Annotated in this window: 27 protein-coding genes; 18 read left to right on the top strand and 9 right to left on the bottom strand. The window is 71.6% G+C overall.

From position 1 onward, the window contains the following. Positions 1–7 precede the first annotated feature (7 nt). From HFP48_RS21185 to HFP48_RS21170, 4 genes are all read right to left on the bottom strand, one after another. Positions 8–2,032, bottom strand: a complete 2,025-nt coding sequence (locus HFP48_RS21185) for an ATP-binding protein (RefSeq protein WP_050035722.1) — start codon at positions 2,030–2,032, stop codon at positions 8–10. Beyond that, complete coding sequence (locus tag HFP48_RS21180) at positions 2,029–2,766, bottom strand: DUF4255 domain-containing protein (protein ID WP_072635971.1); 738 nt, start codon at positions 2,764–2,766, stop codon at positions 2,029–2,031. The genes HFP48_RS21185 and HFP48_RS21180 overlap by 4 nt, the downstream gene beginning before the upstream one ends. 14 nt (positions 2,767–2,780) lie before the next feature. After that, a complete protein-coding gene (locus HFP48_RS21175) occupies positions 2,781–3,404 on the bottom strand; it encodes a response regulator transcription factor (protein ID WP_050035720.1) in 624 nt (207 codons plus the stop codon). A 243-nt stretch (positions 3,405–3,647) separates the two neighbouring features. Then, the gene (locus tag HFP48_RS21170) at positions 3,648–4,808 is read right to left on the bottom strand and encodes an FAD-binding oxidoreductase (protein ID WP_006931236.1); all 1,161 of its coding nucleotides are present in this window, start codon (positions 4,806–4,808) and stop codon (positions 3,648–3,650) included. A gap of 242 nt (positions 4,809–5,050) precedes the next feature. Between HFP48_RS21170 and clpB the strand changes: the two genes are divergently transcribed. The 9 genes from clpB to HFP48_RS21125 all read left to right on the top strand — a co-directional run bounded on the left by clpB (position 5,051) and on the right by HFP48_RS21125 (position 14,572). Then, positions 5,051–7,606 (top strand): ATP-dependent chaperone ClpB, encoded by a 2,556-nt coding sequence (clpB, locus tag HFP48_RS21165; RefSeq protein WP_050035718.1) that lies wholly within the window; start codon positions 5,051–5,053, stop codon positions 7,604–7,606. 77 nt (positions 7,607–7,683) lie between these two features. Next, positions 7,684–8,601 (top strand): DUF5666 domain-containing protein, encoded by a 918-nt coding sequence (locus HFP48_RS21160; protein ID WP_168579973.1) that lies wholly within the window; start codon positions 7,684–7,686, stop codon positions 8,599–8,601. Positions 8,602–8,631: 30 nt separating this feature from the next. Next, on the top strand, positions 8,632–9,291 hold the full coding sequence (locus HFP48_RS21155) for a hypothetical protein (protein ID WP_006931240.1): 660 nt from the start codon (positions 8,632–8,634) through the stop codon (positions 9,289–9,291). Between the two features lie 50 nt (positions 9,292–9,341). Continuing rightward, positions 9,342–10,130 carry an SDR family oxidoreductase gene (locus HFP48_RS21150; protein WP_006931242.1) on the top strand — a complete coding sequence of 263 codons (789 nt, stop codon included), beginning with the start codon at positions 9,342–9,344 and terminating at the stop codon, positions 10,128–10,130. A gap of 108 nt (positions 10,131–10,238) precedes the next feature. Beyond that, positions 10,239–10,892 (top strand): LemA family protein, encoded by a 654-nt coding sequence (locus HFP48_RS21145; protein WP_051445969.1) that lies wholly within the window; start codon positions 10,239–10,241, stop codon positions 10,890–10,892. A gap of 78 nt (positions 10,893–10,970) precedes the next feature. Further along, positions 10,971–11,510 carry an orotate phosphoribosyltransferase gene (pyrE, locus tag HFP48_RS21140; RefSeq protein ID WP_006945331.1) on the top strand — a complete coding sequence of 180 codons (540 nt, stop codon included), beginning with the start codon at positions 10,971–10,973 and terminating at the stop codon, positions 11,508–11,510. Between the two features lie 19 nt (positions 11,511–11,529). Then, the gene (galT, locus tag HFP48_RS21135) at positions 11,530–12,636 is read left to right on the top strand and encodes a galactose-1-phosphate uridylyltransferase (protein WP_043796725.1); all 1,107 of its coding nucleotides are present in this window, start codon (positions 11,530–11,532) and stop codon (positions 12,634–12,636) included. Next, entirely contained in the window at positions 12,633–13,775 is a 1,143-nt protein-coding gene (gene galK, locus HFP48_RS21130) for a galactokinase (protein ID WP_168579972.1), read from the top strand. Before galT ends, galK begins: the two co-directional genes overlap by 4 nt. Positions 13,776–13,822: 47 nt before the next feature. Continuing rightward, the gene (locus tag HFP48_RS21125) at positions 13,823–14,572 is read left to right on the top strand and encodes a lysoplasmalogenase (RefSeq protein ID WP_043796727.1); all 750 of its coding nucleotides are present in this window, start codon (positions 13,823–13,825) and stop codon (positions 14,570–14,572) included. A 52-nt stretch (positions 14,573–14,624) separates the two neighbouring features. Here the strand turns inward: HFP48_RS21125 and HFP48_RS21120 are convergent, their stop codons facing one another. Beyond that, positions 14,625–15,071, bottom strand: a complete 447-nt coding sequence (locus tag HFP48_RS21120) for a hypothetical protein (RefSeq protein WP_006945336.1) — start codon at positions 15,069–15,071, stop codon at positions 14,625–14,627. Positions 15,072–15,134: 63 nt separating this feature from the next. Between HFP48_RS21120 and HFP48_RS21115 the strand changes: the two genes are divergently transcribed. The 5 genes from HFP48_RS21115 to HFP48_RS21095 all read left to right on the top strand — a co-directional run bounded on the left by HFP48_RS21115 (position 15,135) and on the right by HFP48_RS21095 (position 19,557). Then, positions 15,135–15,902, top strand: coding sequence for an SDR family oxidoreductase (locus HFP48_RS21115; RefSeq protein WP_044476450.1), 768 nt, complete (start codon positions 15,135–15,137; stop codon positions 15,900–15,902). 47 nt (positions 15,903–15,949) lie between these two features. Further along, positions 15,950–16,570 carry a hypothetical protein gene (locus HFP48_RS21110; protein ID WP_084648599.1) on the top strand — a complete coding sequence of 207 codons (621 nt, stop codon included), beginning with the start codon at positions 15,950–15,952 and terminating at the stop codon, positions 16,568–16,570. A gap of 2 nt (positions 16,571–16,572) precedes the next feature. After that, positions 16,573–17,238 carry a TrmH family RNA methyltransferase gene (locus HFP48_RS21105; protein ID WP_029545427.1) on the top strand — a complete coding sequence of 222 codons (666 nt, stop codon included), beginning with the start codon at positions 16,573–16,575 and terminating at the stop codon, positions 17,236–17,238. A 76-nt stretch (positions 17,239–17,314) separates the two neighbouring features. Then, entirely contained in the window at positions 17,315–18,475 is a 1,161-nt protein-coding gene (locus HFP48_RS21100; protein WP_168579971.1) for a glycoside hydrolase family 76 protein, read from the top strand. A 17-nt stretch (positions 18,476–18,492) separates the two neighbouring features. Next, positions 18,493–19,557: a GTP-binding protein gene (locus HFP48_RS21095; RefSeq protein WP_161997175.1), complete on the top strand. Its 1,065-nt coding sequence runs from the start codon at positions 18,493–18,495 to the stop codon at positions 19,555–19,557. Here HFP48_RS21095 and HFP48_RS21090 read toward each other — a convergent pair. Together HFP48_RS21090 and HFP48_RS21085 are read right to left on the bottom strand one after the other, a co-directional pair. Continuing rightward, the gene (locus tag HFP48_RS21090; protein WP_006945353.1) at positions 19,554–20,219 is read right to left on the bottom strand and encodes a DedA family protein; all 666 of its coding nucleotides are present in this window, start codon (positions 20,217–20,219) and stop codon (positions 19,554–19,556) included. The genes HFP48_RS21095 and HFP48_RS21090 overlap by 4 nt on opposite strands. A gap of 23 nt (positions 20,220–20,242) precedes the next feature. Then, positions 20,243–21,016 carry a VTT domain-containing protein gene (locus HFP48_RS21085; protein WP_006945355.1) on the bottom strand — a complete coding sequence of 258 codons (774 nt, stop codon included), beginning with the start codon at positions 21,014–21,016 and terminating at the stop codon, positions 20,243–20,245. Positions 21,017–21,166: 150 nt separating this feature from the next. Here HFP48_RS21085 and fbaA point away from each other — a divergent pair, with 150 nt between their 5' ends. Continuing rightward, entirely contained in the window at positions 21,167–22,204 is a 1,038-nt protein-coding gene (fbaA, locus tag HFP48_RS21080; protein ID WP_006945356.1) for a class II fructose-bisphosphate aldolase, read from the top strand. Positions 22,205–22,273: 69 nt separating this feature from the next. Here fbaA and HFP48_RS21075 read toward each other — a convergent pair whose 3' ends face one another. Continuing rightward, entirely contained in the window at positions 22,274–23,245 is a 972-nt protein-coding gene (locus HFP48_RS21075) for a hypothetical protein (RefSeq protein ID WP_168579970.1), read from the bottom strand. Positions 23,246–23,324: 79 nt separating this feature from the next. On the opposite strand from HFP48_RS21075, the gene HFP48_RS21070 reads away from it, so the two are divergent. The 3 genes from HFP48_RS21070 to HFP48_RS21060 all read left to right on the top strand — a co-directional run bounded on the left by HFP48_RS21070 (position 23,325) and on the right by HFP48_RS21060 (position 25,875). Then, positions 23,325–23,741, top strand: coding sequence for a DUF3151 domain-containing protein (locus HFP48_RS21070; RefSeq protein ID WP_029545418.1), 417 nt, complete (start codon positions 23,325–23,327; stop codon positions 23,739–23,741). Continuing rightward, positions 23,728–24,873, top strand: a complete 1,146-nt coding sequence (locus tag HFP48_RS21065; protein ID WP_072635885.1) for an FUSC family protein — start codon at positions 23,728–23,730, stop codon at positions 24,871–24,873. The genes HFP48_RS21070 and HFP48_RS21065 overlap by 14 nt, the downstream gene beginning before the upstream one ends. A 69-nt stretch (positions 24,874–24,942) precedes the next feature. Next, a complete protein-coding gene (locus HFP48_RS21060) occupies positions 24,943–25,875 on the top strand; it encodes a cation diffusion facilitator family transporter (RefSeq protein WP_029545414.1) in 933 nt (310 codons plus the stop codon). Between the two features lie 6 nt (positions 25,876–25,881). Here the strand turns inward: HFP48_RS21060 and HFP48_RS21055 are convergent, their stop codons facing one another. Beyond that, entirely contained in the window at positions 25,882–26,421 is a 540-nt protein-coding gene (locus HFP48_RS21055) for a histidine phosphatase family protein (protein ID WP_168579969.1), read from the bottom strand. Positions 26,422–26,491 lie beyond the last annotated feature (70 nt).

The following is a 26,491-nucleotide window of genomic DNA, read 5'->3' as shown; positions in this document are numbered from 1 at the left end:
GATCGGATCACCCGGCGGCGACGGATTCCGGCACGAGTCGGCCGAGCTTGCGGTATTCCTGACGCACCGCGGGTATGACATGTTCCATGCCGATCGCGCTGTTGCTCGCCGCCGCCAGGTAGGCGGCGGTGATGGCTGCGGAACGAATGTTGCCGCCCGACAACGTGAACGATCGGGCCAAGTAGTCCATATCGAGATCGTCGCTGCACGGTACCGGTGAGTCGAAACAATGCCGCCACAACGCCCGCCGTGCGTCCTCGTCGGGCGTCGGAAAGTCCACGATGGCGTCGAGCCGGCGGACGAATGCCTCGTCGAGGTTGGCGCGCAGATTGGTTGCGAGAACGGCGAGTCCGTCGAAGTTCTCCATGCGTTGCAGCAGATAAGCACTCTCGATGTTCGCGTAGCGATCGTGCGCGTCGCGTACTTCGCTCCTCTTGCCGAAGACGGCATCGGCCTCGTCGAACAGCAGCACGGCATTGACGCCACTCGCTTCCGCGAAGATGCGTTCGAGGTTCTTCTCCGTTTCGCCGACATACTTGTCCACCACCGCGGCCAGGTCCACCGAGTACAGGTCGAGACCGAGATCCCCGGCTATGACCTCGGCGGCCATGGTCTTGCCGGTGCCCGATTCACCTGCGAGGAGGGCGGTGACTCCACGCCCTCGTCCGCCACCGGGCCGCATCCGCCAGTCGGTGAGGACTCGTTCCCGATAGCGAGCACGAGCGGTGAGCTCGTGCAACTGGTCGACGACGCGGTGGGGGAGTACGAGATCATCCCAGCCGACCGAGGGTTCGATGCGCCGGGCGAGTCGCTCCAGCCCAGCCGCGTTCTGCGCCCGCGCTCCCTGGCACAGGTCTCGTCCGGTGAGGGTGCTGCCGGTCAGGCTCGCCGATATACGCGCCGAACGAACCGCACGTTCGATCTGTGCCGGACCCAGCACGAACTGGTTCGCGACCTCGGTGAGGGAGCCGTCGACGACGCTGTCCCCGGCTGCGACGGCCCAGAGGTGTGCTCGGTCCTCCGTCGACAGGCGCTCCGCATCGACCTGGAGCGGCACGCTGTCCGACCAGCGCGGATCCCAGGTGACGGTTCCGATCGCAACGACGGGTGCTGTCAGTTCGCACAACGCCCGGATGATCGCCGTGTCTGTGGCCAGCGCGTCCATGGGTGTCACGACTATCCCGGCTCCGCGTAGCATCGCTTCTCGGCCCAGCCCAACCACCGCGCGGGCCGGGTCGGGGTGCTCGAGCAGCCGGTTGGCGTCCACACACAGGGCGGAGCGACCTGCTGCCTCCAGGGCTGCAACGGCAACAGCAGGAGCGCCGGACCCGATGGACTCCCGGATGTAGGTGCAGTGCTGGCCTGTTCGTATCGTCCGCGCGATCCGGCCGGACACGGGAGACTCGAAATGCCCTGCATCGAAAGGCAGATCGGCGATCTCCGGGTCGCAGCGATCGTCGCCGAGCAGATGCTGGGTCACACGATCCGGAACTCGCAGGCCCCGGGTGAGAAACGGGCGCTCCTCGTCCTCCACCAGTACGAGGCCGGTTTCGATCAGCGGCGCCCCTGCCGCCAATCGTGCGCGGTGCTCGGCCGTCACGGGGGACAGCTCGAGTAGTTCGAGGACCAGGCCGATCGTCGCCCTCCGCCGCGTGACGTCGTCGTTGAGGTAGCCGTAGAGACGTTCGAACCGCGAATTCAAGTCCGGCAGCATGCACATCAGCAACGCGTCGACATCGATGTCGGACAGCCCGGCGGACCGGGCAAGCCGACGCAGCCGCAGGTCGCCGCCCGCCGCTTCTGCCGCGTCGGCCCGGCGATCCAGTGCGATGCGAGCCACGCGGTCGGACTCCGGCGGGGGTGGAACCACGTCGAGCAACGCCACTGCGGATTCGTCGCTCAGATACAGGCCTCGGAAGGGGTCGTCGGGGGTGGGATCGTAACTGCGCCGATGGGTCACGACCATGCGGACGCGTGCCTCGATCAGGGCGCACCGGTCGAGCAGATCCCGCAGGTTGGCGTCCGAGTTCATTCGTTGCGTCCCTGCTTGCGGCGAGCCTTGCGCATGGTGATCGACGGACTCTCGCCGTCCGCCGGAGGTGCGTCCTCCGGCAAGGTCTCGAGGCCGGACGGGACGGGATCGGAGCCGTCCGGCGCCGGCGTGCGTCTGCGCTTCTGCTCACCAGGAACCGAGCCGTGTTTCCCTTCAGCGGACAGGCGCGGAGTGCGAAGGGCAGGTGGAGCGGCCGGGTGCACACGACCGGTAGGTGTGGGCATGCTGACGACGAGGTCGAGGGACGGTTTGAGTTCACCGCCGAGCGCTGTCCAGACGTCCGCGAACGATCGGTCTTCGGGCGGTGGCAGCGCGACGGCGACCGGAACAGGCATCCCGAGGTCGGCCAGCGAACCGGACAACAGGCTCCCCGGCAGTGCATCGTGCCGCAGGAAGCAGGTCAGCAACCGACCCAACAGGTGATGTTCGTCCTCGGGACGTTGGGTCCAGGCGGCCACGAGATAGGAGAGCTTGAAGTAGCGGGGAGGTAGATGCCGGGCGCGCACGAGCCCGTTGTCGTATTCGTTCACGAGGCCACGCTGGCGTCGGCGCAGGTCTTCCCTGATGTCGTACAGGTAGACGTCGACCGTCGGACCGGTGCGGCGGGCCGCCCAGTCCTTGGTCGGTGCGTCGAAGACGACATCCACCTCCGCGTCATCGATCGCCTCGTGCTCGATCAGCTGGCGGAGAGCTGCATCGACATCGGATATCACGGCGACCACCGGCCTCAGATCAGTCCCTCGCGGACGGCATATGCCACGGCGTGCGATCTGTTGCGGAGCTGCAGCCGGGTGGTGATGTCGTGCAGGACGTTCTTGACCGTGCGCTGGCTGTAGCAGAGCTTCTGCGCGATCTCAGAGGTGTCGTGTCCGTCGGCCACCAGACGCAGAACCTGGACCTCGCGTTCGGAGAGTCCCGAGAATCGCAATCCGCGCGGCGTCAGTACCTGTCGCTGCAGGGCACCGACCTGGCCGAGCAGGCGGCCGAGAAGGTCAGGAGGAACGACCCCGTCCCCGGCGATGACGCGCTGGACGGTGCGGACCAGCAGGTCGGGTGTCGCGTCACTACGGCGGAGCAGGCCGCTGATCCCGCCCTCTGCCGCGGCGACGAGCGTGGAGTCGTCGATGACACGCAGGACGAGGATCACTCGCGGCGAGAAGCCGCGCTGGAGGGCGTGGAGGGTCCGCATGGCGGCGTCGTCGAGAACGTCAGCGGCGAGGATGGCGACCTCCGCGGATTCCGGATCGGTGTCGACGACGGCCACCTCGCTCCGCATGCGCAGCTGACTGACTACTCCGGCCCGGAGTATCGAGTCGTCGGCGTATACGTAAACAGGCACTCGGGGTTGCATCTCTTGCTCCCGGGGGAGGTGTGAATGGGCAACAACAAGTGTCCGGACGGTGCTCAACAACGGCTCAACGGGCGAATCGGAACGCTCAACACGGTGGACGTCCATTGCCCGGACCGAACGAGATCCCCACGAATCGCTTCGGAGGTCGAATTACCCGTGGGGCGGCTCGAAGGGGAACGAATTGCGGTCACCGCCGGTGCGGTGCGTAGGCTCACCGGCACACAATGTGCGGCAGATGCGGATCTACAGCGGGTCGAAGCTGATGTTCTGCCGCGGCGTGCCGCCGGCGGACAGTGCGTAGAGGGTGGTCTTGATCATCGACGGGGACCCGGCGATCTGGATCTGCCGATCGGCCCAGGAGCCGAACTGTGAGACCACCTTTCCCAGCTTGCCGTGCAGGGTCCGGTGCAGGCCCGGCGGCGGATCTTCCACGGGAACCGGGTGCCACCACGGGTTCTCGGTCTCCTCCACGACGGGCACGACCGTGAGCCACGGATTGGTGGTGGCCAGCTGCCACAGCGTCTGCAGGTCGTAGAGGTCGCAGGGGTACTTGCCGCCGAAGAACAGGTGCACGCGCGGGTTGTCGCCCCGCATGCCCATCTCCATCAGTTGCGCCCGCAGCGGCGCGAGGCCTGTGCCGGAGGCGATCATCAGCACGTCCTCACCGCTGTCGCGGTCGACGTGCAGGCCGCCGAGCGGCGGCCCGATCACCCAGCGGTCGCCGACGGAGGTGTCGCCGACCAGTGCCGGGCTGACCCAGCCGCCGGACACGCGACGGACGTGGAACTCGATCTGGCCGTACGGGTTCGGGGGGATTGCCGCCGACAGGTACCGCCACATGTGCGGCCGCTGCGGGATCTGCACGCTCATGTACTGCCCGGCGTGGTACGGGATGGGCGAGTCCGTCTCGAGCCGGATGATCGCCAGGTCGGGCAGCACCCGTTCGTGGCCGACGACGGTGGCGCCCCACGCGGCGGGCAGGTCGTCCTCGGCGGCGGCGGCGGCCATGGTGTCGACGACGTGGGTGATGACCCCGGACCACGTGCGGTCGAGGGCGTCGGTCCACAGGATGGGCGGGGTGCACTCGCGCACGGCGGTGTGCAGGGCCCGGCCGGCGGCATGGAAGTGGTCGGGCCGGACGCCGTACTTGCGGTGGTCGCGGCCGAGCTGGGTGAGGAAGGCGGTGACGGTGTCGGGGTCGCCGAGCCGGTTGATCGCCCAGCCGACGGCGGTCGCGAATCGCTGCCGCATCGTCTCCATTCCCGCGGGGAACAGCTCGCGGATGCCGACGGTGTCGCTCCACAGGGCGGTGTAGAAGGCCGTGGCGAAGCGCTCGGCGCCGCCGGGAGTCGCGACGATCGATGCGAAGCTGAGCTGGACACGGGCGACGGCGAAGGCCTCCACGCACCCTCCCGCTCGCCGTCTCTGCTGGTCGGCCGCCACTGTAGTCCCGCGGCGGTGTTTCGGCCACAATCGACGTCGAGCGGCTCGATGACCCCCGCGATGTGCCGCAGGTCACACGACTCGATAAAGTTGAGCGGAACAAACTCAACTTTGGGGCCGTTGAAGCATGCGAACGCCCGCGGCGGGAGGCTGGCGGGTGCAGAATTGATACCGGCTCGCTCAATGAAGGGAAGGGGTTCGCAGTGGACTCGTTCAATCCCACCACCAAGACCCAGGCGGCGATGACGGCTGCCATGCAGTCCGCGTCCGCTGCGGGCAATCCGGAGATCCGTCCGGCCCACCTGCTCGTCGCGCTGCTCGACCAGACCGACGGCATCGCCGCGCCGCTGCTCAAGGCCGTCGGCGTGGACCCGACCGTCGTGCACCGGGAGGCGCAGACACTCGTCGACCGGCTGCCCAGCGCCACCGGCGCCACCACCACGCCGCAACTCGGCCGGGAGGCCGTCGCCGCCCTGACCGCCGCGCAGCACCTCGCCACCGAACTCGACGACGAGTACGTCTCGACCGAGCACGTGCTCGTCGGCCTGGCCGGCGGCGATTCCGACGTCGCCAAGCTCCTCGTCGGGCACGGCGCCACCCCCGCCGCGCTGCGCGACGCGTTCACCACAGTCCGCGGCAGCGCCCGCGTGACCAGCCCGGACCCCGAGGGCACCTACCAGGCGCTCGAGAAGTACTCGACCGACCTCACCGCCCGCGCCCGGGAGGGCAAGCTCGACCCGGTCATCGGCCGCGACAACGAGATCCGTCGCGTCGTCCAGGTGCTGAGCCGGCGCACCAAGAACAACCCCGTGCTCATCGGCGAGCCCGGCGTCGGCAAGACCGCCATCGTCGAGGGCCTCGCCCAGCGCATCGTCGCCGGCGACGTCCCCGAGTCGCTGCGCGGCAAGACCGTCATCGCGCTCGACCTCGGGTCGATGGTCGCCGGCGCCAAGTACCGCGGCGAGTTCGAGGAACGCCTCAAGGCCGTGCTCGACGAGATCAAGGAATCGGCCGGGCAGATCATCACCTTCATCGACGAGCTGCACACCATCGTCGGCGCCGGCGCGACCGGCGAATCGGCGATGGACGCCGGCAACATGATCAAGCCCATGCTCGCCCGCGGCGAGCTGCGCCTCGTCGGCGCCACCACCCTCGACGAGTACCGCAAGTACATCGAGAAGGACGCCGCCCTCGAACGCCGCTTCCAGCAGGTGCTCGTCGGCGAACCCAGCGTGGAGGACACCGTCGGCATCCTGCGCGGGCTCAAGGAGCGGTACGAGGTGCACCACGGCGTGCGCATCACCGACTCCGCGCTCGTCGCCGCCGCCACCCTCTCCGACCGGTACATCACCTCCCGGTTCCTGCCGGACAAGGCCATCGACCTCGTCGACGAGGCCGCGTCCCGGCTGCGCATGGAGATCGACTCGCGCCCCGAGGAGATCGACTCGGTCGAGCGCATCGTCCGTCGCCTCGAGATCGAGGAGATGGCGCTGCAGAAGGAGACCGACGAGGCCTCCAAGGACCGGCTCGAGAAGCTGCGCGCCGAACTCGCCGACGAACGCGAGAAGCTGAACCAGCTCACCACCCGCTGGCAGAACGAAAAGACCGCCATCGATTCGGTGCGGGGGATCAAGGAGCAGCTCGAGGCGCTGCGCGGCGAGGAGGAACGCGCCGAACGCGACGGTGACCTCGGCAAGGCCGCGGAGCTGCGCTACGGCCGGATCCCGCAGCTGGAGAAGGAACTGGAGAAGGCCGCCGCCGCGTCCGGAGCCGCCTCCGACGGCGACGTCATGCTCAAGGAGGAGGTCGGCCCGGACGACGTCGCCGACGTCGTCGCCGCCTGGACCGGCATCCCCGCCGGCCGCATGATGGAGGGCGAGACCGCCAAGCTGCTGCGCATGGAGTCCGAGCTCGGCAAGCGGGTCGTCGGCCAGGACGAGGCCGTACAGGCCGTGTCGGACGCGGTGCGCCGCTCGCGGGCGGGCGTCGCCGACCCGAACCGGCCCACCGGCTCGTTCCTGTTCCTCGGCCCCACCGGCGTCGGCAAGACCGAGCTGGCGAAGGCGCTGGCGGACTTCCTGTTCGACGACGAACGCGCCATGGTGCGGATCGACATGTCCGAGTACAGCGAGAAGCACTCCGTCGCGCGGCTCGTCGGCGCCCCTCCGGGCTACGTCGGCTACGAGTCGGGTGGCCAGCTCACCGAGGCGGTGCGTCGCCGCCCCTACTCGGTGGTGCTGTTCGACGAGGTCGAAAAGGCCCACCCGGACGTGTTCGACACGCTGCTGCAGGTGCTCGACGACGGTCGGCTCACCGACGGGCAGGGACGCACCGTCGACTTCCGCAACACGATCCTGATCCTCACCTCGAACCTCGGTGCGGGTGGCGACCGGGAGCACATCATGGCGGCGGTGCGGGCGGCGTTCAAGCCGGAGTTCATCAACCGGCTCGACGACGTGGTGATCTTCCACTCGCTGACCGAGGAGCAGCTCGAGCAGATCGTCGACATCCAGCTCGAGCAGCTGGCCGGGCGTCTGGCGGCCCGGCGGCTCGCCCTCGACGTGTCGTCCTCGGCCCGGTTCTGGCTCGCCGTGCGGGGCTACGACCCGCAGTACGGTGCGCGTCCGCTGCGCCGGCTCATCCAGCAGTCGATCGGCGACCAGCTCGCCAAGAAGCTGCTGGCCGGGGACATCAAGGACGGCGACACCGTCTCGGTGGGCGTCAGCGACGACGGCGACCACCTCGTGATAGGCGCCTGACGGCGCCGGTGCGTCCTTTGGGCTGCTGTGCCAGCCCGAAGGACGCACCGGCGCGCAGCGCCTAACCTGGAGGGACCATGACGAACCCGCACGATCCGCGCACCCCCCAGGAGCGCGCCTACTCGCTCGACGAGGGGCGTGCGGACGACGCGCGCGCGACGGGCACCGGCCGCACCGACCCGGACGCCGACGACACCCGGGTCCTGCACACCGCCGACCCGACCGAGGCGTACGGCCGTCCGCCCGCCAACCCCACCCTGGTCTACCCGGCGTACGACCCCCGGTTCGATCCGACGGCGGCGCCACCCAACCCGACGCAGGCGTTCGAGCAGCCCGGCTCCTACGGGCCCCAGCCGCAGTACACGCCGACCCAGCAGTACGCGCCGACCCAGCAGTACACGTCGGCGCAGCAGTACCCGCACACCCAGCAGTACGGGGCGGCGCCACCCACCCCGCCGCACACCGGCGAGTACCCGGCGCTCGACGCGAAGCCGCCCCGGCGGCGCCGTTGGGGCCTGATCCTGCTCGCCGCGGTGGCGCTGATCGTGCTGGCCGGCTTCGGCGGCTATCTGCTCAGCGGCGGCAGCGGCGACGACCCGCAGCAGCGCAGCGCGGCGGCCCCGACCACCACGACCACGGTGCCCCGGCCCGCGCCCACGACGCCCGCGCCCACCACCGACCCGGCCGTGCCCGGCCTGCCGTTCGAGCAGCTGCCCGGCGGGCTCGGCGACGTCATCGGCGCGGCCGGCACCGTCGTCGGCACGATCACCGCCAACGACGGCACCTCCCTCACGCTCAGCGGCATGGGCGGCTCGAGCGTCACCGTGCGGCTCACGCCCGAGACGCAGATCATGTCGCTCGCGGGCTCCGATCCGTCGGCGCTGCGGGTTGGCGACTCGGTCGTCGCGCAGGGCTCGCCGTTGCGGAACGGAGAGATGATCGCCGACACTGTGGTCAGCGCGTCCCTGCCGTCCTTCGGCGGTCCGGGCAACTAGAACGCGATAGGCTGACCCTCGATGACGGTTATGTGGTTCGGACTGGCGGCGATCGCACTCGCGGGTGCGCTGGTGCTGCTCTACATCGACCGCACGCGCCGCGAACAGTCCGGCCGCGTGCGCGAGATCTGGGCGCGCGCCCAGGGCTACAAGTACAGCGCCGCCGACGACACCCTGCCCGGGCACTGGCACCGGGCGGCCCTGGCCAAGCAGGAGTATCTCGGCGCGGTGGACGTGGTCCACGGCATCCGCCGCGGCGAGGAGTTCATCCTCTTCGACATCGAGGAGACCGCGACGATCGTCGCGGTGCGCCGCAAGGTCGGCTCCGACGTCGACATCGACCTGCGCCTGAAGTCGACGCCGCCGCCGAAGGACTCGGACATGAACCTGCTGGGCGCCATCGGGCCGCGCATCGTGTTCGCCACCGACCTCGAGATCGCCCGCCGCATCTGTGACCAGCGCATGGTCGCCTACACCGAGTCGATCCCGCCGCACGTGCAGATGCTGTGGAGCGAGGGCGAATGGACCCTCGGCTCGATCCCCGTGGGCAGCACCGGCCGGGAATGGGACTCGGCCATCGAGACCGTCGCCCGGCTCTCCGGGATCCTGCACGTGCTGCCCCCGATCGTGGAGCCGCAGGAACTCGACCGGGTGGCGCACGACCCCGGCCGCCCCTCCGCGCGGCGCTGAGCCCACCGCGTCACCGGAAGCGGTCCGGCGCGCTGCGCTAGCTTTAGCCCATGACTTCCGCTGCCACCCGGCCCGTCGCCCTGATCACCGGCCCCACGTCCGGCATCGGCGCAGGCTTCGCGCGCGCGCTCGCCGGCAAGGGGTACGACCTCGTGCTCGTCGCCCGTCGCGAGGAGAGCCTGCGGTCCCTCGCCGACGAACTGACGTCGCGTTTCGGCACCACCTCGGAGATCCTCGCCGCAGACCTGGCCACCGAGGACGGCCGCGCCTCCGTCGCGCGGCGCCTCGCCGAGGGCGTGGAGATGCTCGTCAACAACGCCGGGTTCGGTACGTCCGGCGAATTCTGGACCGCCGACCCCGCTCTGCTGCAGTCGCAGCTCGACGTCAACGTCACCGCCGTGATGCAGCTGACCCGGGCCGCGCTGCCGCCGATGATCGCGGCAGGCAGGGGCAGCATCGTCAACGTCGCCAGCGTCGCCGGGTTGCTCTCCGGGCGGGGTTCGACGTACTCGGCGAGCAAGGCCTACGTCGTCTCGTTCACCGAGGGACTGGCCGGCGGCCTCGCCGGCACCGGGGTGCGGGTGCAGGCGCTGTGCCCCGGCTTCGTGCACACCGAGTTCCACGAGCGGGCCGGGATCGAGATGAGCTCGATCCCGGAACTGATGTGGCTCGACGTGGACACGGTGGTGCGCACGTCCCTTGCCGACCTCGAGGCCGGCAAGGTGATCAGCATTCCGGGCCTGCAGTACAAGGTGCTCACGACGGTGGGCCGGCTCGTCCCGAAGAACCTGGTGCGCAGGGCGACCAACCTGGTCGGCCGCGGCCGGGGACGGACGTAGGCCCAGCGCAGGTAACGGTCCGGACACGGCGCGCCGACACGGCGCGTCGCGACTCGGGCGCCCCCGCGGGCCCGCGGTAGATTTCGCCCTGTGACGTCTGTGGCTCTTGTGATTGTCGTTGCGGTCGTGGTGGTACTGCTGCTGTGGACGCGCGCCGCCGTCCGCCGCCTCCGGGTGCTGAAGATGCGCCACCGCGACAGCCTGCGGCTGCTGACCAACGAACTCGACGACCGCTACGACCAGGTGCCCGCCCTCGTCGCGGCCTCCGCCGGCGCCGGCATGGACCGCAGCCGGCTCAGCCCCGTCGTCGGAGCCCGCTCCCTGGCAATCGCCATGCGCGACCAGCGGCTGCCCCTGGGCGAGCGGGCCGCGGCCGAGAACACCCTGTCGGCGGCCCTGCACGACCTGATCGGCGTCCTCGACGGCGTCAACCACTGGCCGTTCATCCGCGTCGCCCGCGAGTTGCAGACCCGCGAGCAGCGCATCGCCGGGGCCGCCCGCGTCCACAACGACCTCGGCCGCGCCATCAACACCGCGACCACCACCTTCCCGGCCTCGGTGTTCGCGCGCCTCGCCGCGGTCGGACCCGTCCCGCTGTTCGAGGTCGCCGCCCCGCCCGCCCCCACCGCCGTGGCCCCGCCTGAGCCCGTCGCGACGGCTCCCGCCTCCGCCCCCGGAGGCGACGCGCCGACCGGCGGATCGGACGCGCCGACCGGCGGATCGGACGCGCCGACCGGCGGATCGGACACCGTCGCGGCCTGACCGTCGGACCCCGACTAGGCTCGTCGTCGCCGGCGCCCTCGGGGCGCGGCGTGGAACGAGAGACGGTGAGGGGTTGCGATGAGTGATCGCGAGGAGTTGGCTGCGCTGGTTCGCGAACTGGCGGTGGTGCACGGCAAGGTGACCTTGTCGTCCGGCAAAGAGGCCGACTACTACGTGGATCTCCGCCGCGCCACCCTGCACCACCGGGCCGGCCCGCTGATCGGCAAGCTCATCCGGGAACTGGTCGCCGACTGGGACTTCGACGCCGTGGGCGGCCTCACCATGGGTGCCGATCCGGTGGCGCTCGCGGTCATGCACGCCGCCGGCCGCCCGATCGACGCGTTCGTCGTCCGCAAGGCCGCCAAGGCGCACGGCATGCAGCGGCAGATCGAGGGTCCCGACGTGCTCGGCAAGCGCGTCCTGGTGGTCGAGGACACGACCACCACGGGCAACTCTCCGCTCACCGCGGTCAAGGCCCTGCGCGACGCCGGCGCGACGGTCGTGGGTGTCGCCACCGTCGTCGACCGGGCCACCGGTGCCGGCGAGGTGATCGCCGCGGAGGGCGTCGAGTACCGCTACCTGCTGGGCCTGCAGGACCTGGGACTGCAGGACGCCTAGGTTTTCCGTGGCCGGGCGGGTGCGACGGACCGCGACGCGCCTCGCGGACGGCCGGGAACTGTTCTATTTCGACGACACCGAGCCGTACGTCGGTGGTGGCGCGGTGCGGGAGCGGCACGACACGCGGCGGCTACCGTCGGCCGGGGCCGCGTCCGAACTCCGCTTCGACCCGCTGACGGGGGAGTGGGTGGTCTCCGCGTCGCACCGCATGGACCGCACCTTCCTGCCGGACCCCGCGGACTGCCCGCTGTGCCCCACCCGTCCGGGCCGGGCCGCCACCGAGATCCCCGCCGACGACTACGACGTGGTGGTGTTCGAGAACCGCTTCCCGGCCCTCGGGCCGGGTGGCGCCGTCGCCGGTCCGGTGGACGGCGACCCGCTGTGGCCGCGACGACCCGCGACGGGCCGCTGCGAGGTGGTCGCGTTCACCGCCGACCACGACGCCCGGTTCGCCGACCTGAGCGTCGCGCGGGTCCGCACGGTGTTCGATGCGCTGGCCGACCGCACCGCCGAACTCTCGGCCGCCCCCGACGTGCGGCAGGTGTTCTGCTTCGAGAACCGGGGCGCGGAAATCGGTGTGACGCTTCAACATCCGCACGGGCAGATCTATGCTTACCCGTTCCTGCCGGCGCGGTCGCAGGGGCTGGTGCAGCGGGCCCGCGCGCACCACGCCGCGACGGGCCGGCTGCTGCAACGCGACGTGCTCGAGGCCGAACGCCGGGCGGGCACGCGCATCGTGTGGTCCGGGCGGCGGTGGACCGCCTACGTGCCGGCCGCGGCGCGGTGGCCGATCGAGGTGCACCTCGCCCCGCATCGCGACGTGCCGGACCTCGCCGCCCTCGACGACCCCGAGCGCGACGAGCTGGCGGTGGCCTACCGGGAGTTGCTGCGCCGCGTGGACCTGTTCTTCGACGGCGTGGACCGCGTCCCCTACATCGCGGCCTGGCACCAGGCGCCGGTCGGCGACGAGCGACCGTACGGTCGTCTGTTCTGCCAGATCTTCTCGCTGCGCCGCGCCGCCGACAAGCTCAAGTACCTGGCCGGCTCGGAGTCCGCGATGGGTGTATGGATCAGCGACACCTCCGCCGAACGCATCGCGGCGCGACTGCGGGAGCTCGCCGGATGAAGGTGTGCGCGGCCGCGGCGGCCGAGTTCGCCCGGGAGTTCGGTGGGGTACCGGAGGGGGTGTGGTGCGCGCCGGGCCGGGTCAACCTGATCGGTGAGCACGTCGACTACGCCGGCGGGCTGTGCCTGCCCCTGGCGCTGCCGCAGGTCACGGCGGCGGCGGTGCGTCGCCGCGACGACGGGACGGTGCGGCTCGTCAGCGAGGGCTTCGCCGGTGCGTCCTTTGGGCTGCTCCAGCCGCCCAAAGGACGCACCGGCGGCTGGGCCGCCTACGTCGCCGGGGTGATTCACACGCTCGACCCGCCCGGGTTCGCGGGCGTCGACGTCGCGATCGCCTCCGACGTGCCGGTGGGGGCGGGCCTGTCCAGCTCGGCGGCACTCGAGGCGGCCGTCGCCCTCGCCCTGGCCGAGCTGTACGGGCTGCCGGTCGACGATGCCGGCCGGGCCGCCCTCGCCGCCGCCTGCACGCGGGCCGAGAACGACTGTGTCGGCGCCCCCACCGGCGGCATGGACCAGCAGATCGCGCTGCGCGGCCGGGCCGGTCGTGCACTGCTGCTGGACTGCGCGACCGGAGCGGTCGAGCACATCCCGATCGACCTGGAATCGCACGGCCTGGCGCTGCTCGTCGTCGACACGGACGCGCCGCACCGCCTCGTCGACGGGCCGTACGGGCAGCGGCGCCGCGACGTCGAGGAGGCCGCGCGCCGGCTCGGCGTGACGAGTCTGCGCGAGGTCGACACCGTGGCTGCGCTCGACGCGCTGACCGATCCGGTGCTGCGGCGCCGGGCCGGGCACGTCGTCACGGAGATCGCCCGGGTGCGCGCCGCCGTCGCCGCGCTGCGGGACGACGCCCCGGACCGGCTCGGGCCGCTGCTCGACGCCGCGCACCGGTCGCTGCGCGACGACTTCGAGGTCAGCTCCGTCGAACTCGACAGCGCCGTCGACGCCGCCCGCGCCGCCGGGGCGCTCGGGGCCCGGATGGTCGGCGGCGGATTCGGCGGATCCGCGATCGCGCTGTGCCGGGCGACGGACGTCGCCGCGGTGGCGGAGGCTGTGACGGCGGCCGCCCGCGAGCGGGACCTGCCGCGGCCGAAGTTCCTGCGTGCGGTGGCGGCGGCGGGCGCGCGGCGCTGCTCCTGAGGGAAAGGCGGCCGGGTGACGTGGTGCGGGTCGGTACGCTGCCGGCCATGGGATGGTTCAGCCGGGACAAGTGGAACGCCGAGCATGCGGTGTTCGCCGCGGCCGCGGCGGCGACGGTCGTGGGCGGGGTGCTCGGCAACGAGCGGTTGCAGCGGGTGGCCAAGCCGCTGATCGGCCCGTCGCTGGCGGTGCGGGTGCTGCGGCACGCCCCGCACACCGACCGGCTCGACACCGCCCTGTTGCTGCTCGGGCTGACCGGCGCGACCGTCGGCGACGTGTTCATGATCGACCCGGACGACGACGCCCGGCTGCTGCGCGGTGCGTCGTCGTTCGCCGTGATGCAGGCCTGCTACTCGGCCCTGCTGGTGCGTCGCGGTGCCCGTCCGACGCGGTCGGCGGCGGTGCCGCGGGCGGTCGCGGCGCTCGGGGCCGCCGGTCTGCTCGGCGCACGGTCCCCGGAGGTGGCGGCGCCGCTGACCGGGTACGGCGCCCTGCTGGGCACCACCGCGACCCTCGCCGCCGATCCGGCGCTCGCGCCCGGGGCCCGGCGGGTGGCCGGACTGCCGATCCCGAACGAGGACCGGCGCAGCTGGCTCGGCGCCGGCGGCCTGGTCTTCACCCTGTCCGACGGCACCATCGTCGTGCGGCGGGTGCTGCTGCGGTCGCAGCGGACCCGGGCCGCGGCAGAGGGATTCGTGCTCGCGACGTACGCGCTCGCGCAGTTGCTCCTCGTCGAGGGCAAGCTCGCCCTCGGCCGGGACGGCACTCGCGCGCGCCGGGGCTACCTGCGCGGGTAACGACGGGCGCGACAGGCACTTTCGTGCGTGCGTCCACTTTCGTGCGCGTCGCCTACGGGCAGAGGACGATCCGGTCGCGGTCGCGGGGGTCGACCCGGATGCCGACGACCCGGCCGGGCTCGAACCGGGCGAGATCCTCGCGGGCAACCTCGTAGAGCACCCGTCCGTGGTACGGCTCGGAGCCCGGCACCGTCAGGTCGAGGTCCAGTTCGGTCAGCTCGCCGTTGTCGACGGTGTGGCCGAGTTGCCGGGCCGAGGTGATGGTGGCCCAGCCCTCGAGGCCGCGGCGGGCGAGGCGGCGGTCGGCGCGCGGCGGCCGCCCGGCGAGGATCATGGCGATGCCCAGCGCCGAGCCGTACGCGGCCAGCAGGAACATGATCTGGTAGGGGACGGTGCCCTCGGGGGAGTTGGCGACGAACAGGCCCAGCCACAGCGCCAGGACGACGATGTACCCGGCGGTGACGAATGCGACGGCACGAACGACTCGAACGTGGTTCATTGCTCCTCCGATGCCAGGATAGTCCGTGACCTGCGCCACGTCCGTCGTCGCTACGCTGCATCCATGAATTCACCCAGTGTGTTCGTCACCGGCGCCGCCTCGGGGATCGGCCGCGCCACCGCACTGCTCTTCGCCCGCCGCGGTTACCGGGTCGCGGCCGTCGACGTCGACGCGGCGGGCCTCGAGGTGCTCGCCGCGGAGCAGCCCGGCATCGTCACCGGCGTTCTCGACGTCACCGACGCGCTGGGCTGGGAGCGGGCGCTGAAGGGGTTCTGCACCGACGGCACCCTCGACCTGCTCGTCAACAACGCCGGCCTCCTGGCGTCGGGACCGTTCGAGACGACCGCGCTCGAACGGCACCGGCAGATGGTCGACGTCAACGTCACCGGCACGATCACGGGCTGCCACAGCGCGTTCGAGTACCTGCGCCGCACGCCCGGCGCCCAGGTGGTCAACCTCTGCTCGGCGTCGGCGCTCTATGGCCAGCCGGAGCTCGCGACCTACAGCGCCACCAAGTTCGCCGTGCGCGGGCTGACCGAGGCGCTCGATCTGGAATGGGCCCCGCACGGCGTCCGGGTGATCGCGTTGTGGCCGCTGTTCGTCGAGACGGCGATGACCCGGGACCTGAACGTCGGCGCCGCGCGGCGGCTGGGGATCCGGCTCACCGCCGACGACGTCGCCCGGGATCTCTACGACCTGACCCGCCCCGGGCGGCGGCCGTCGGGTGTGCACCACGCGGTGGGCTGGCAGGCCAAGGCGTTCGCCGCACTCGCGCAGGTTACGCCCACCCGGCTCAATCGCCTGGTCAACCGGTGGGTGACCGGCAGCTGAGGCGGTCTCGCTAGAGTGGCGGTCGGATCAGCGACGGAAGGAGTCGGGTGAACGTGCGTCGGATGTCGTCGATCGGTGCGGCCGCGGTGGCGGTGCTGGCACTGGCCGGCTGCGGAGGGACCGCGGACGGCGGGGAGCAGCCGGCCGCCGCGTCGTCGGCGAGCGCGGCCGCCACGACCACCACCACGACCGCGGCACCCGCGCCGACGGCCCCCGGGACCACGACGGCCACCGGGGCCACGACGACCACGCCGCCGGCACCGGCCCCCGACAGTGCGCCGACGACGCTGGCGGACGTGCAGTACGAGCGCAACGAGTCGTACTACTTCACCAGCCCCGACGGCGGGTTCCGCTGCGGCATCGTCAGACTCCCCTCGCGCACCGAGGCCGGCTGCGAGGGTGCCACCGATCCGGTCCCCCCGCGTCCCGAGAATTGTATGGTCAACTGGGGCAACGGTATTCGCGTACAGGACGCGGGCCCGGCGGAGTTCATGTGCTCGGGCGGCTCGGTCTACACCTCCGGCGGCGACGACCCGGTGCTGCCGAGCGGATCGCGGCTGAGCAAGCTCGGCTACACGTGCGAGACCACCGACGCCGACGTCACCTGCGCCAACGACGCCACCGGTCACGGCTTCACGATCGCCGCCGGCTCCAACACGACCTTCTGACCGTGCAACTCGACGACGCTCCCGGCCCCACCGAGTGGGGCGAGCACCCGCACGGGTGCGGCCCGTGGGCCGAGGAGTTCGGCACCGAACCGCCGCAGGATCCGCGCTACGATCCGGAGCTGCTCGCCCGCGGCGACCGCCGCAACGTCGTCGACGCCTACCGCTACTGGACGCGCGAGGCGATCGTCGCCGACATCGACAACCGCCGTCATCCGCTGCACGTGGCGATCGAGAACTTCGGGCACGACGCGAACATCGGCACGGTGGTGCGCACCGCCAACGCGTTCGCGGCGGCCGCCGTGCACATCGTCGGCCGTCGGCGCTGGAACCGTCGCGGGGCCATGGTGACCGACCGGTACCAGCATCTCGTGCACCACCCCGACGTCGACTCCCTGATCGACTGGGCAGCCGGACGGGGACTGACGATCGTCGCGGTGGACAACACACCCGGATCGGTGCCGCTCGAGACCGCGCAGCTGCCCCGCGCGTGCATGCTGCTGTTCGGCCAGGAAGGGCCCGGTGTCACGGCGCGGGCGCGGGAGGTCGCGGCGACGACCGTGTCCATCGCCCAGTTCGGCTCGACCCGCAGCATCAACGCCGGCGTCGCCGCCGGGATCGCGATGCACGCCTGGATCCGGCAGCACGCCGATCTCGACCGGGCCTGGTGAAGAAACGTTCGACGGGGAGCGGCCGATAGGGGAAAGCTGGTATCGGTAGCGACGGTGAGACGAGGTTGGCGACGACATGTCGGATGTGTGGGCCGAGCGGGCGGATCTCGCGGAGGCTGCAGTCATGTCGCGGCACGTGCGGCGGCTGTGGGCGCTGCCCGGCACCGCGCTCGGGGTCGTCGGCTGGCCGGCGGTGCGCCGCGAACGGCTCTTCCTCACCTGGCACTACTGGTGGCAGGCCCACCTGATCGATCTCGCGGTCGACGCCGCCGAGCGGGAGGCGACGCCGCGGCGCCGGCGCCGGGTGCTGCGGCTGACGCGCTCGCACCGGATCCGCAACCTCGCCGGCTGGACCAACAACTACTTCGACGATATGGCCTGGCTCGGCCTGGCGCTCGAGCGGGCGCAGCGGCACCTCTACGTCGACCGCCGCGACGCCATCGCCGTCCTCGAGAACGAGTTGTTCGCGGCGTGGGCGCCCGAGCGGGGCGGCGGCATCCCCTGGCGGCGCCGCGACGACTTCTACAACACGCCGGCCAACGGCCCGGCGGGCCTGTTGCTCGCCCGCACCGGAAAGCTGCTGCGGGCCCAGGAGATGGCGGACTGGATCCACGAGACGCTGCGCGACGCGGAGACCGGCCTGATCTTCGACGGGATCCGGCGCGACCGGGTCGAGCGCGCCGTCTACACGTACTGCCAGGGCGTCGTGCTCGGCCTGGAGACGGAGCTGGCGGTGCAGATGGGCGATCCGCGGCACCGGGAGCGGGTGCACGCCCTCGTCGACGCCGTCGACAACGAGCTGACCGAACGGGGGGTGATCACCGGCGGCGGCGGTGGGGACGGTGGGTTGTTCAACGGCATCCTCGTCCGGTACCTGGCGATGGTCGCGACGACGCTGCCGGTGGTCGATCCCGAGGACGAACGGGCGCGCCGGGTCGCGGCGCGGATCGTGCTCGCGTCCGCGCAGGCCGCGTGGGCGAACCGCCTGCAGATCGAGGGGCTGCCCCTGTTCGGGCGGGACTGGTCCGTCCAGGCGCGGCTGCCGGGAACGGCCCCCGGGATCGCGCGCTTCTCCGGCGGCACGGTGCGCAGCTCGGGGGTGGCCGAGCGGGATCTGTCGGTGCAGCTGAGCGGGTGGATGCTGATGGAGTCGGCCTACGCCGTGGCCGCCGAGCGGGCGCCCGGGCCGAGCGCCGCGCGGCCCGACGGCACCCGTTTTGAAAACGGTTATCGATAACGGCTATCGTCGACGGCATGACCGTCGCGACGCCCCTGCCCGTCACCGTGCTCTCCGGCTTCCTCGGCGCGGGCAAGACCACACTGCTCAACCACATCCTCGCCAACCGCGACGGCGCGCGCGTCGCGGTCGTCGTCAACGACATGAGCGAGATCAACATCGACGCCGCGCTCGTCGCCGGCCAGGGCAGCCTCGACCGCACCACCGAGAAGCTCGTCGAGCTCACCAACGGCTGCATCTGCTGCACGCTGCGCGAGGACCTGATCGAGACGGTCGCGCGGCTCGCCCGGGAGAACCGGTTCGACCATCTCGTCATCGAGTCGACCGGCATCTCCGAGCCGATGCCCGTCGCCGCGACGTTCGACTGGGAGTTCGACGACGGCTTCCGCCTCAGCCGGCTCGCGCGCCTCGACACGATGGTCACCGTCGTCGACGCCGCCACATTCCTCGCCGAGCTCGCGCGCGGCGACCGCCTCGACGACCGCGCGCTCGAGGCCGGCGCAGGCGACGAGCGCAGCATCTCCGACCTGCTCGTCGAGCAGGTCGAGTTCGCCGACGTGCTGCTGGTCAACAAGACCGATCTGGTGAGCGACGCCGTCGCCGGGGCCGTCGAGGCCACGCTGCGCCGGCTCAACCCGACGGCGCGGCTGCTGCGCACCGTCCACGGCGCCGTCCCGATCGACGAGGTCCTCGGCACCGGCCGCTACGACCCGGAGGCGGCCGCGCTCGCCCCGGGCTGGGCCGAGGAACTCGCCGGCGGTCACACCCCGGAGACCGAGGAGTACGGCATCCGCAGCGTCGTCTACCGCGCCGACCGCCCCTTCGACCGGGCCCGGCTCGAGGCGGCGGTGGAGAACCTGCACGGGGTGCTGCGCAGCAAGGGCTTCTGCTGGTTCGCCGACGACCCGGACACCGCGGCGATCTGGTCGCAGGCCGGCCCCAACCTGATGCTCGAACCGGCGCAGCCGTGGTCTCTGACCGGCGAGACGCCGGGCCAGGAGATCGTCTTCATCGGGGTGCGCCTGGACCCGGACACCCCGCGCCGCCTCCTGGATCCGGCTCTCGCGGCCGGGCCCTCCTAGTCGGGGTCGACGTCCGCGATCTCCACGTCCACCGCGGGCCGCGCCATCTCGATCCGGTACTGCCGGACGCCGAGCACGGTGCCCACCACGAGGACGGCGGCCATCACGGCGAGGACCGTCGGCAGCAGCCACGAGACCCGCTCGAGGTATTCGCCGAAGTAGAACCCGACGAGCAGCAGGACGGGCGCCCACAGGATCGCGCCGATCGTGGACGCGATCGTGTACCGGGTGTGGTTCATCCGGGCGGCCCCGGCCACCAGCGGCGACAGCGTGCGCACCCACGGGATCCAGCGGGCGATCAGCACCGCCCAGAACCCGTACCGGTCGAGCAGAACATTGACCTTCCGCAGGTTGGCCGCGTTGAGGTATCGGCCGTTGCGGCGGGCGATGAGGTGGTGGCCGCGACGGTGGCCGATCACGTACCCCACCTGGTTCCCGGCGATCGCGGCCACCATCGCGCCGACCGCCAGGGCCCACACCTGCGCCGCACCGGAATGGTGGGCGGCCAGCACGACGCCGGCGGTCAGCAGCATGGAGTCCCCGGGCAGGAACAGTCCGAGGATGATCGCGCACTCGACGAACACGAACGTCACGACGACGAGCCACACCAGGGCGGGCCCGGCGGTTTCGAGAGGACCGAAGGTTTCCGCGGCGAGAATCATGGAGGACGCGTTCGCGCGCGTGCTCAGGGCGTGGTGTCGCGACGGGTCGTCGGCACCGGCACCGTGTCGGCCGTGGCCTCGGCCTCCGTGACGGCCGCGGCCCTGCGCTTGGCGATCAGGTGCTTGCCGATCTCGAGCAGGATCGGGACGACGGAGACGAACACGATGAGCAGGAAGATGATGTCGATGTTGTCGCGGATGAAGGCGATCTGACCGAGCAGGTAGCCCAGCAGCGTCACGCCCGCGCCCCACAGCACGCCACCGACGATGTTGTAGGTGAGGAACACCGGATACCGCATGCGGGAGGCGCCCGCGACGACCGGCGCGAAGGTGCGCACGATGGGCACGAACCGGGCGAGGACGATCGTGATCGGACCGTGCCGCTGGAAGAAGTCCTCGGACTGGTCGATGTACTGCTTGTTGAGGATCTTCGCGTCGTAGCTCTTGAACAGGCGGGTGCCGCCCTTGGCGCCGATCCAGTAGCCCACCTGGTCGCCCAGGATCGCCGCGATCGGGATCGTCACCATCAGCACCCACAGCGGCGCGAACGGCGGGATCTCCTCGGACTTCGAGGCGGCGATCAGGCCCGCCGTGAAGAGCAGCGAGTCGCCCGGCAGCAGGGGGAACAGCAGACCCGACTCGATGAACACCACGAGCAGCAGGCCGATGAGCACCCAGGTGCCGAAGGAGTTGAGCAGGTTCACCGGGTCCAGGAATCCCGGCAGCAACGCCAGATTCGTCACGCTCTCCGGGACGACGGTCACGGACTCCAGGCCTCCGAGCACACTCACGGCCACCAGAGTACCGGTGGGATGCCGGTGGCCCGAATCACGGCGGGCACCCGACTGTGTCCCCGCGCCGGCAGTTGACATACTGCAGGGACAACCCTGGCGCCTCCCGCACCCCCGGGGAGGCACCCATCGACTCTCATCTGGAGGACAGCCGCCGTGCCAATCGCGACTCCCGAGGTCTACGCCGAGATGATCGCCCGCGCCAAGGATCACTCCTTCGCGTTCCCGGCCATCAACTGCACCTCGTCCGAAACCATCAACGCCGCCATCAAGGGCTTCGCGGACGCCGGCAGCGACGGCATCATCCAGTTCTCGACGGGTGGCGCCGAGTTCGGCTCCGGCCTCGGTGTCAAGGACATGGTGACCGGCGCCGTCGCGCTCGCCGAGTTCGCGCACGTCATCGCCGCGAAGTACGACGTCACCATCGCGCTGCACACCGACCACTGCCCGAAGGACAAGCTGGACGGCTTCGTGCGCCCGCTGCTCGCCATCTCGCAGGAGCGGGTGAAGAACGGCGAGAACCCGCTGTTCCAGTCGCACATGTGGGACGGCTCGGCCATCCCGATCGACGAGAACCTGCAGATCGCCCAGGAGCTGCTGGCCCTGTCGAAGGACGCGAACATCATCCTCGAGGTCGAGATCGGCGTCGTCGGCGGTGAAGAGGACGGCGTCGAGAACGCCATCAACGAGAAGCTCTACACCTCGATCGAGGACTTCGAGAAGACGGTCGACGCGCTCGGCGCCGGTGAGAAGGGCAAGTACCTGCTCGCCGCGACGTTCGGCAACGTCCACGGCGTCTACAAGCCGGGCAACGTCAAGCTCGAGCCGTCCGTGCTGGCCGACGGCCAGGCCGCCGCTTCGAAGAAGCTGGGCCTGCCCGCCGGCTCGAAGCCGTTCGACCTGGTCTTCCACGGCGGTTCCGGCTCGCTGAAGTCGGAGATCGACGAGGCGCTGAGCTACGGCGTGGTGAAGATGAACGTCGACACCGACACCCAGTACGCGTTCACCCGCCCGATCGCGGGCCACATGTTCGCCAACTACGACGGTGTGCTGAAGATCGACGGCGAGGTCGGCAACAAGAAGACCTACGACCCGCGCAGCTACCTGAAGAAGGCCGAGGCGTCGATGACCGCTCGGGTCGTCGAGGCCTGCAACGACCTCAAGTCCGCGGGCCGCTCGGTGTCCGCCGGCTGATCCGTCCCTGCGCGGTCATCCCACACGAGCGGTGACGCGGGCCCGGCCCGCGTCACCGCTCGCGTCGTTTCACTCCCCGCAGACCTTCCAGTCCTCGCCCTCCCGGGCCAGGTCGAAGGTGCGCTGGGTGACGTCGGTCGGGGTGCCGGCCGGGTGCGCCGTCACCTGCGCGATGGCCTGGCCGTCGGTGATCTGCACCTTGTCGATGCCCGTGACGACGGGCACGGTGCCCTGGTCGACGGCGGTGCGGTGGATGTCGGCGAACTGCTCGGGCGGCACCGAGGCGTAGAACTCCTGCAGGCCGCCGCACGTCGTGGTGCGCAGCGTCGTCAGGTCGCCGGCGGCGAGCGCCCGGACGAAGGTCTCGACGGTGGTCCGGATCCGAGCCTCCGGCGAGTTCGCCGCCCGGTCGTCCAGGTAGACCTTCACGGCCGCGGCCGCCACCGCGGCGACGACGAGCAGGCCCGCGACGAGGGCCGCGATCGCCCAGCCCCGGCGGCTGCGCCGGGCGGGTGCCACCGGGTCGATGCGCTGCGGCCCCGGGACCGGCTGGACGCGCTGGGGTTCGATGCGCTGGGGTTCGACACGCCGCGCCTCCGGCCGGGGCGGCGGGACCCGCGTCGGCTGGACGCGCGGCGGTTCGGCGCGCTGGGGGGCGACCCGCTGCGGTTCCGCGCGTCCGGCCGCCCGATCGGGCTCGATCCGCTGCGGCGCCTGCTTGGGGGTGTGCGTGGTGACGGGGATGCGTGCGGTGGGTGCGTCGGCGGGGGAGGGCGCGGGCTCGGCGCGGCGCGTGGCCGGGATGGCCACGGTCTCCGCCTCGCTCGCCGCGGCCGGCCCGGGCTGTGCGGCCGGCGTGTCCGGGGCGGCGGCGGGATCCGCGGCACCGGCCGGGGCCGGCGCGTCGTCGCCGGGGGTGTCGCGCTCCGAGCCCGCGCGCGGCGCCGGGTCCTCGGCGTCGTCGTGCTCCGCGGAGGACCGGGGGGTGTCCGTCGCCGGACGGGGAGACGTGGTGGTGTCTTCGTTCTTCGGATCCGGCACGCGATCCCCCTTGCTGGACGGACGGCTGTTCTCCGGGCAGCCTATCGACCGTCCTCGGGCGGTGGGCACAATGGTGGCCATGACGTCTTTCGGTGACCTTCTCGGACCCCAACCCACCCTGCTGCCCGGCGACGACGAGGCGGAGTCGGCGCTGCTGAACCACGAGGACCCGGCGAAGGTGGCCGCCGACCACCCGACCGCGTCGATCGCCTGGGCCTACCTGGCCGAAGCCGCCCTCGGGCGCGGCGAGACGATCGCGGCCTACGCCTACGCCCGCACCGGCTACCACCGCGGTCTCGACCAGTTGCGCCGCAACGGCTGGAAGGGCTTCGGTCCCGTGCCGTTCGACCACGAACCGAACCGGGGCTTCCTGCGGTGCGTCGCGACGCTGGCCCGCGCGGCGAAGGAGATCGGCGAGGCCGACGAGCATGCCCGCTGCCTCGACCTGCTCGAGGACTGCGACCCGCGCGCCGCCGAAGCACTTGGCGTCGATTAGTCCCCGGTTACCCACCAGGGTGGGCACGCGCCGGCGGCTGCGCACGTCGGGGCGCCGCCTGCGTTCCTCGGCGCTGCCGATCCTGCAGTGCGCGCTGGCAGCGGGCATCGCCTGGTGGGTCGCCACGGGGCCGGTCGGGCACGAGCAGCCGTTCTTCGCGCCCATCGCGGCGGTGGTGTCGCTCGGGCTGTCACTGGGTGCGCGGATGCGACGGTCGGTCGAACTCGTCTGCGGTGTCACCGTGGGCATCGGTGTCGGCGACCTGATCATCTCGTTCATCGGCAGCGGCCCGTGGCAGATCGCGCTAGTCGTCGCGATGGCGATGGGCACGGCGGTCGCGCTCAACAGCGGCCCGATCTTCTCCATGCAGGCCGGGAACTCGGCGGTGCTGGTGGCGACCCTGATCCCGCCCGGCGGGTCCGGGGGTATCGACCGAATGGTCGACGCCCTCATCGGCGGGCTGGTCGGCATCGCCGTCGTCGCCGTCATCCCCACCCACCCGGTGCGCCGGGCGCGGCGGGAGGCGGCGAATGTGCTGTCCACCACGGCGGACGTGCTGCGCAAGGTCGAGGCCGGCCTGGTCGAGAACAACCCGAAACCCATCGAGGCGGCCCTCAGGGAGGCCCGGGCCACGCAGTCGGCGATCGACGCGATGCGCGCCAACATCTCCGGCGGCAAGGAGGTGAGCCGCATCTCGCCTCTGTACTGGAACAGCCGGCCCCGGCTCGAGCGCCTCATGGCCGCGGCGGACCCGATCGACAACGCCATGCGCAACACGCGGGTGCTGGCGCGCCGGTCGCTCTCGCTCGTGCGCGACGACGAGATCCTCGACCCGCGGCTGGTGCGGCGCATCGAGGAGCTGGCCGGGGCGGTGGACGTGCTGCGGCTGATGGTCCTCGCCGAGCCGGGGGAGCAGCCCGATCAGGCGGAGGCGGCCCGGGTGCTGCGCAGCGTGGCCCGGGAGATGAAGCCGGACCTCGTGGCGGGGGCGGGCCTGTCCTCGACGGTGGTGTTCGCGCAGATTCGTTCGCTGATCGTGGACCTGCTGCAGGTGGCCGGCCTCGAGCGGGTCTCGGCGATCGCCACGCTGCCCCCGACGGTGGAGCATCCGGCGTATCCCCCCGAGTCCTGAGCGGCTCCCCTCTCCGTTGAACATATGCGTATGTCTGCATATGATTGCCGAAACTTCGGAGGGAGGACCATGGGCGTCGGACACGGCCACTCGCACGGCCATTCCGGGACGAGCACTCCCGGCGGGGCCGGCCCGTCGAAGGGACGGCTGTGGCGGATGGCGATCGCCCTCGTCGTCCTGGTCGCGTTCCTGATCCTCGAGACGGGGGTCGCCCTGTGGATCGACTCGCTGGCCCTGCTCGCCGACGCCGGCCACATGCTCACCGACGTGGTGGGCATGTCCATGGGCATGGTCGCGTTGATCCTGGCCCGGCGGGGCAGCACGGCGGCCGCGCGCACCTTCGGGTGGCACCGCGCCGAGGTACTCGCCGCCATGGCGAACGCCGCGCTGCTGCTCGCGGTGGCGGTGTGGGTGTTCTACGAGGCGATCCGCCGCATCGGTGACGCCCCGGAGATCCCCGGGACGGCGCTGGTGGTCACCGCGGCGGCCGGCCTGGCCGCCAACCTCGTCGTCATGCTGCTCCTGCGGGCCGACGCCAAGGACAGCCTCGCCGTGCGCGGCGCCTACCTCGAGGTGCTCGCCGACGCGGTCGGCAGCGTCGGGGTGCTCGTCGCCGGTGCCCTCGTGCTGCTGTTCGACTGGAGCCTCGCCGACGTCGTCGTCGGCGTCCTCATCTCCCTGTGGGTGGTGCCGCGGGCGGTGCGCCTGGCCGCGGCGTCGCTGCGCATCCTCACCCAGGCTTCGCCGGCCCACCTCGACGTCGACGGGGTGCGCGCCGACCTGTCCGCCCTGCCCGGCGTCACCGGCGTCCACGACCTGCACGTGTGGACCCTGACCACCGGCATGGACGTCGCCACCGTGCACCTGATCAGCGACCACGACGGGCAGTGGGTGCTCGAGTCGGCCCGCGCCGTGCTCACCTCCCACGGGCTCGAGCACGCCACCGTCCAGGTGGAGACGACCGTCAACGGGCGGCGCTGCGAGGAGAACGTCACCTGGTAGGGCGGCTCAACCCAGCCGCAGCGACCACCGGCCCCCGCGTCCGTGCAGCCGGACCTGCGCGAGCGGGCGCACGTCGATCCGCCAGAATCCTGCCGGGGGCGCGCCGAGGGCGTACACCGTCGCGGCGCGGATCACGGCCGGGTGGGCCACCGCGACGATCCGGCCCGGCGCCAGCCCGTCGAGCCACCGCGCCACCCGTTCGGTCAGCTCCGCGATCGACTCGCCGCCGTGCGGCGCCGCGTGCGGGTCGGTGAGCCACTGCTGCAGGCTCTCGGCCGGCACCTCGTCCATCGCCCGCCCCGCCCAGTCGCCGTAGTCCAGGTCCCGCAGCGCCCGATCGACCGCGGCCGTCGTGCCCAGCGCGGCCGCGGTCTCGACGGCCCGTCGCTCCGGCGCCGCGACGACGCGGTCGGCCACCGGCGCGACCGCCCGCTCCAGTTCTCGTCGGCCGCGTTGCGACAGCGGCTCGTCGGCGGGGAACCGGACGGCGCGCTGCGCCTCCGTCGAGGCATGGGCCAGAAGGACGAGGCGAACCACGGCGGTCATCGAATCACAACCGCCGGGGGTGTCGCCTTGACAGGGGCGGGCTCACGGTGCGACTGTTCCTGCGTCACAC

The organism is Rhodococcus sp. DMU1, from assembly GCF_012272955.1.
Taxonomy (GTDB): domain Bacteria; phylum Actinomycetota; class Actinomycetes; order Mycobacteriales; family Mycobacteriaceae; genus Rhodococcus; species Rhodococcus aetherivorans.
Note: the sequence above shows the minus strand (reverse complement) of the source record. Positions and strands in the feature narration are given on the sequence as shown.

Bases quoted from the DNA above. Each gene is read 5' to 3' on its own strand.
- HFP48_RS21185 (WP_050035722.1), bottom strand. From the start codon at position 2,032: ATGAACTCGGACGCCAACCTGCGGGATCTGCTCGACCGGTGCGCCCTG.
- HFP48_RS21175 (WP_050035720.1), bottom strand. From the start codon at position 3,404: ATGCAACCCCGAGTGCCTGTTTACGTATACGCCGACGACTCGATACTC.
- HFP48_RS21160 (WP_168579973.1), top strand. From the start codon at position 7,684: ATGACGAACCCGCACGATCCGCGCACCCCCCAGGAGCGCGCCTACTCG.
- HFP48_RS21155 (WP_006931240.1), top strand. From the start codon at position 8,632: ATGTGGTTCGGACTGGCGGCGATCGCACTCGCGGGTGCGCTGGTGCTG.
- HFP48_RS21150 (WP_006931242.1), top strand. From the start codon at position 9,342: ATGACTTCCGCTGCCACCCGGCCCGTCGCCCTGATCACCGGCCCCACG.
- pyrE (WP_006945331.1), top strand. From the start codon at position 10,971: ATGAGTGATCGCGAGGAGTTGGCTGCGCTGGTTCGCGAACTGGCGGTG.
- galK (WP_168579972.1), top strand. From the start codon at position 12,633: ATGAAGGTGTGCGCGGCCGCGGCGGCCGAGTTCGCCCGGGAGTTCGGT.
- HFP48_RS21125 (WP_043796727.1), top strand. From the start codon at position 13,823: ATGGGATGGTTCAGCCGGGACAAGTGGAACGCCGAGCATGCGGTGTTC.
- HFP48_RS21120 (WP_006945336.1), bottom strand. From the start codon at position 15,071: ATGAACCACGTTCGAGTCGTTCGTGCCGTCGCATTCGTCACCGCCGGG.
- HFP48_RS21115 (WP_044476450.1), top strand. From the start codon at position 15,135: ATGAATTCACCCAGTGTGTTCGTCACCGGCGCCGCCTCGGGGATCGGC.
- HFP48_RS21100 (WP_168579971.1), top strand. From the start codon at position 17,315: ATGTCGGATGTGTGGGCCGAGCGGGCGGATCTCGCGGAGGCTGCAGTC.
- HFP48_RS21095 (WP_161997175.1), top strand. From the start codon at position 18,493: ATGACCGTCGCGACGCCCCTGCCCGTCACCGTGCTCTCCGGCTTCCTC.
- HFP48_RS21090 (WP_006945353.1), bottom strand. From the start codon at position 20,219: ATGATTCTCGCCGCGGAAACCTTCGGTCCTCTCGAAACCGCCGGGCCC.
- HFP48_RS21070 (WP_029545418.1), top strand. From the start codon at position 23,325: ATGACGTCTTTCGGTGACCTTCTCGGACCCCAACCCACCCTGCTGCCC.
- HFP48_RS21060 (WP_029545414.1), top strand. From the start codon at position 24,943: ATGGGCGTCGGACACGGCCACTCGCACGGCCATTCCGGGACGAGCACT.
- HFP48_RS21055 (WP_168579969.1), bottom strand. From the start codon at position 26,421: ATGACCGCCGTGGTTCGCCTCGTCCTTCTGGCCCATGCCTCGACGGAG.